This window comes from Nocardioides sp. Soil796 (assembly GCF_001429525.1).
Taxonomy (GTDB): Bacteria; Actinomycetota; Actinomycetes; order Propionibacteriales; family Nocardioidaceae; genus Nocardioides.
On sequence record NZ_LMSQ01000019.1, the window covers coordinates 1 to 4,316 of the forward strand.

General features: G+C 69.0%; 3 protein-coding genes and 2 pseudogenes. 2 read left to right on the plus strand and 3 right to left on the minus strand.

Annotated features, from left to right (window positions below; all coding sequences use genetic code 11):
- The 3 genes and pseudogenes from ASH02_RS26690 to ASH02_RS17305 form a co-directional block, all read right to left on the minus strand.
- Positions 1-490 (minus strand): annotated as a pseudogene (locus ASH02_RS26690) (hypothetical protein); the annotation flags it as partial.
- The gene (locus ASH02_RS17300) at positions 487-780 is read right to left on the minus strand and encodes an IS3 family transposase (RefSeq protein WP_056680686.1); all 294 of its coding nucleotides are present in this window, start codon (positions 778-780) and stop codon (positions 487-489) included. The pseudogene ASH02_RS26690 and the gene ASH02_RS17300, both read right to left, overlap by 4 nt.
- Positions 781-1,105: 325 nt before the next feature.
- Positions 1,106-1,564: a hypothetical protein gene (locus tag ASH02_RS17305; protein ID WP_056680684.1), complete on the minus strand. Its 459-nt coding sequence runs from the start codon at positions 1,562-1,564 to the stop codon at positions 1,106-1,108.
- A 2,016-nt stretch (positions 1,565-3,580) separates the two neighbouring features.
- On the opposite strand from ASH02_RS17305, the gene ASH02_RS17320 reads away from it, so the two are divergent.
- Together ASH02_RS17320 and ASH02_RS27575 are read left to right on the plus strand one after the other, a co-directional pair.
- Positions 3,581-4,093, plus strand: a 513-nt coding sequence (locus tag ASH02_RS17320; RefSeq protein ID WP_235539073.1) for a DUF932 domain-containing protein, incomplete at its 3' end; no start/stop codon positions are given.
- A 1-nt stretch (position 4,094) separates the two neighbouring features.
- Positions 4,095-4,316: pseudogene (locus ASH02_RS27575) on the plus strand (DUF932 domain-containing protein); the annotation flags it as partial.

The window sequence follows — 4,316 nt, forward strand, 5'->3', positions numbered from 1 at the left end:
TCGGCATAGTTCGAACGTCGGCATAGGACTTCAAATGCCGACGTCGGCATTTGAAGTCGGCCAGCCAGAGTTCGTTCGCGTTGTCGGCCTTGAACTCGTGCCGCGTCACGCCGTGCTTGTCGACGACGGCGCACAGGTCGTCGTGGACCGGCGGCCCTGGCTTCTTGCCGTTGCTGCCGCGCTTCTTGCCGTGCGAGGACCACCAACCCAACTCGGAGCAGATCCTCCAGGCCGTCCGCTCGGCCATCGACTCGCCAGCCTCCTTCGCTTCGTCGACCAGGAATCGGTAGCCGAACTCAGGGTCGTCACGATGCGCGTCGAACAGGGCGTTGGCGCGGTAGGCGGCGGCCAGTTCGGTGTCGGTGACCGGGCACTTCAGCCAGCGGTAGTAGGGCTGGCGTGCGATGTTGAGGACCCGGCACGTCACCGCGACGGTCACCCGCAGCGGGGCGTCCTTTGCGGCCAGCTCGCGGACGAGCGGGTACATCATTTTCCCGGCAGGTTGGCCTGCGAAAGGTACGCAGCAGCGCGACGCAGGACCTCGTTCTCTTGTTCGAGCAGCTTGATCCGCTTGTTCGCTTCACGCAGCGCATCGGACTCAGTCGTCGGGCTCATACGACCTGATGATCGTGATGAGTTCCGTTCGTCGATCGTGAGCCATCGCTTCAGGCACGACGGCGAGATGCCGAAGTCCTTCGCGACCTGGGCAACTGAGGAGTCCGAGTCCTTGTAGACCCGGATCACGTCCTCGCGGAACTCCTTGGGGAACGCCTTTGGCATGGGGAACATCCTTCCAGCGCCGACACATCGACGCAGATTCAGATGTCACCTATCTGTGCAGCAGTCCCTGTCGACATGCGCTCTTCCTAGGTTCAGGCAGGACGCGTGCCGTCCCGCAGTCTCCTAGGTCGACCAGGGGCCCGGGGAGCGATCAGTGCCGGCGCAACGTGGCTCGAGGCCCCCCCGGGCAGCAGAAGGCCCCGATCCGGCTCTCGGGTACCGGATCGGGGCGAGCCAGACAGTAGCCGCGGCCGCCGACACAACGGGCCGCTTTCGACAAGATTGGCCTGGCCGACCGGCCGAGCTCGAGCGGACCGGGGCGAGGTCAGCTGAAGTGTGCCGGCCGGCGCCGCGGCGGTCGGTTGCTGAGCTTCTGCGGAGGCGGAGGCAGTTCGCGGCCCAGGCGCCGGCGTGCTTCGTCGGCGGCCACGATGACCGCCTCCATGGCAAACGCCGAGCGACCGATGGCGCGCCCGAGCTCCTGGCGGTCGGTGACGATCGCGTCCTCGACCGCCTCGATCGTCGAGGCAGGCAGGTCGTGCTTCTTGCTGAAGCTCTTCCTGGTACTCACCTGCGCGCGATGACGTTCGGCGGCCGCGGCAATGTCGGCCCGCTGCTGTGACGCGCGGCGGGCGTGCAGCTCGAGCGCCTGGGCGAGCCAGCCGACGAAGGCACCGGGTGAGTCCGGGTCGGTGTCCAGGTCCGCGATGTACGCCGATCGGGCGAGGTCCCACACGCCGGGCTTCCAGTAGATCCCGACCGGGATCGTGGTCTGGCTCGTCACCTGGTCACTCCCTGGTCTCGTCCGCCGGCGGCCGGCTGCGGCCGCTAACACCAACGCCGCTGCATTCCCGGCCGGGGCACTGCGCAGCTGTTCTCACCGTCCCGCGTTTCCTTCCGTTTCCAGCTCCGAGGGGCGCAGCCGCGCCTCGACGCGACGCCAGCCGAGGCCGCGCCTACGCGGGCGGGTTATCCCCACCATCGGAGACGCGCCCACCTTTCCACAGGTCCGGCCCGAGGGCGGGTAGACGTCGGCTCCCACTGGCAGGCTTAGCCCTGTCAGTTCTTTCTATTCTACTCACGGAGGACAGCCGCATGACCGACACCATCCAGACCCCCATCGACACCCTCGCTCGCGAGGCCACCGAGGAGTTCCTGCACCTGGACCCCGCCGACATCATCATCGGCAGCAACGTCCGCACCGACCTGCGCGCCGACCACAAGGAGTTCCGCAAGTCGATCAAGGAGCGCGGCGTGCTGGAGGCCGTGACCGTCTACCGCAACGAGGACGGGCAGTACGTCCTGCTGCGCGGCCAGCGCCGCACCGTCACCGCCGCCGAGGTCGGCACCCCAACCGGATTCATCCCGGCCCGCGTCGTCCCCCTGCCCGACGAGGCCGACCGGATCGGGGACCAGATGGTGGAGAACATCCACCGCGCCGGGATGCGCGAGACCGAGATCGTTGCGGGCGTCGAGCAGTTGGCCCTGATCGGTGTGAGCGCCGCGCAGATCGCCAAGCGGACCTCCATCGACCGCCCGACCGTGAACGCCGCCCTGGCGGTCACCAAGGCCGACCAGACCCGCAACCGNGGAATCCGGCGACCTGACTCTCCAAGAGGCCGCGATCTTCGCCGAGTTCGAGCACGACCCCGATGCCGCCGAGCGCCTGGAGCGTGCACGGACCACGCGCTGGGGCGACTCGGTCGAGCATGTCGCCCAGAAGCTGCGCGACGAAGCCGCCGAGCGCGAGGCGTACGCCGCCGAGGTCGTGCGGCTGCGGGCCGAGGGCCTGCCAGTGCTCTCCGCGCAGGAGGCCGACGAGACGGACGGGTCGCTGGTGCTGGAAGACATGCGCACCCCTGAGGGCGAGCCGGTGCCGGTCGAGGAGTGGCCGAACCTCTCTGGCGTCGCGGTGATCGTCACCGAGGACTGGGAGTACCCCGAGCCGGAGGCCACCGAGGGCGAGGAGGACGCCGACGCCGACGCCGAGGACGAGTACGCCGAGCCGGTGAAGGTCTACCGGCTGTTGTGGGTGGTCACCGACATCGAGGCCAGCGGACTCGTCCACCGGAGCCGTGTCGGTCGCACCGACGACGACCAGGGCGACGACGCCGAGGCTCACGACCCGGGGACCGACGCCGCCGCCGAGGCCGAGGCCGAGGCCCGCCGCCAGGAGCGCCGCCGCGTCATCGCGAACAACAAGGCCTGGGCCAGCGCCGAGACCGTGCGCCGGGACTGGCTGAGTACGTTCGTGGCCCGCAAGACCGCGCCGAAGGGTGCCGAGGCCCTGATCTGCGAGGCCGTCGTCACCGGCCACCACACGCTGAGCAAGGCCATGGAGCACCGGCACCCGAGGCTGTTCGGCCTGCTCGGCATCGACGTGCCCAGCGGCTACTACGGCGCAGGCTACGAGGAGTGCCAAAAGATCGCGACCCGGGCCACCAGCCCCAAGGGCGCGATCATGACCACACTCGCCGCCGTCGTCGCGGCGTGGGAGGACTCCATCGGCAAACACACGTGGCGCAACCCGAGCCAGTGGGACGCCCGCATGCTCGCCGCGCTCATCGAGTGGGGCTACCAGCCCAGCGACGTCGAGCGGCTGCTGATCGGCGAGGAGCCGAGCGACCAAAGCGCCACCGACGACGAGGCCGAGGCCGTCGAGAACGACGCGAGCACCGACGCGGCCTGACCACCCTCTCCCCTTGAGGGCGGTTCTTCCTGTGGAGAACCGCCCTCAGTGGAATAGAAAGAATAGAATGAACGCAGTTCGTTTGATTTCCGACACAGGAGGACCACCGACATGGCACACGAGATCGAGACCCACGGCACCCAGGCAGCGGCCGTCTTCGCCCGCAAGGACGCCTGGCACCGGCTCGGCACCACCGTCCGCGACCGCGCGTTCACCGCCGAGGAGGCCATGAGGCTCGGGCACCTGGGCGGCTGGGACGTCCGCAAGTTGCCTCTCACCACCGCCGAGGTCAGCGACGGCGGCGTCACCCCCATCGAGGTCCCCGGCTTCGCCACGGTGCGCACCAACCCGTTCACCGGAGCACCCGAGGCGCTCGGCGTCGTCGGCGGCGGCTACACGCCGCTGCAGAACGAGGACCACGCCGATTTCCTGAACCTGCTGGCCGACGAGTCCGGCGCGATCTTCGACACCGCCGGGTCGCTGCGCGGCGGGCGGCAGGTGTTCATCACCATGCAGCTGCCGGACTCACTGACGGTCGGCGGCACCGACCGCGTCGACCTGAACATCGCCGCGCTCAACAGCCACGACGGCACCAGCGCGTTCCGCATCCTCGTCACCCCGGTCNTGCGAGTCGTCGTTCTCGATCCGCCACACCCGCAACGCCAAGGCCGCCGTCCAGGCCGCCCGCGACGCGCTCGGGCTGACCTTCACCTACGTCGACGCGTTCCAGGTCGAGGCCGAGCGGCTGATCCAGCAGACCATGACCGACGCCACGTTCGACGCACTGATCGACGCCACGTTCGGCAAGGCCGAGGGCAACGCCACCAACCGGGTCCGCGAGACCGAG

What these genes read in the sequence shown, in the direction of transcription:
- ASH02_RS17300 (WP_056680686.1), bottom strand. Translation starts at nt 780, where the DNA reads ATGCCAAAGGCGTTCCCCAAGGAGTTCCGCGAGGACGTGATCCGGGTC.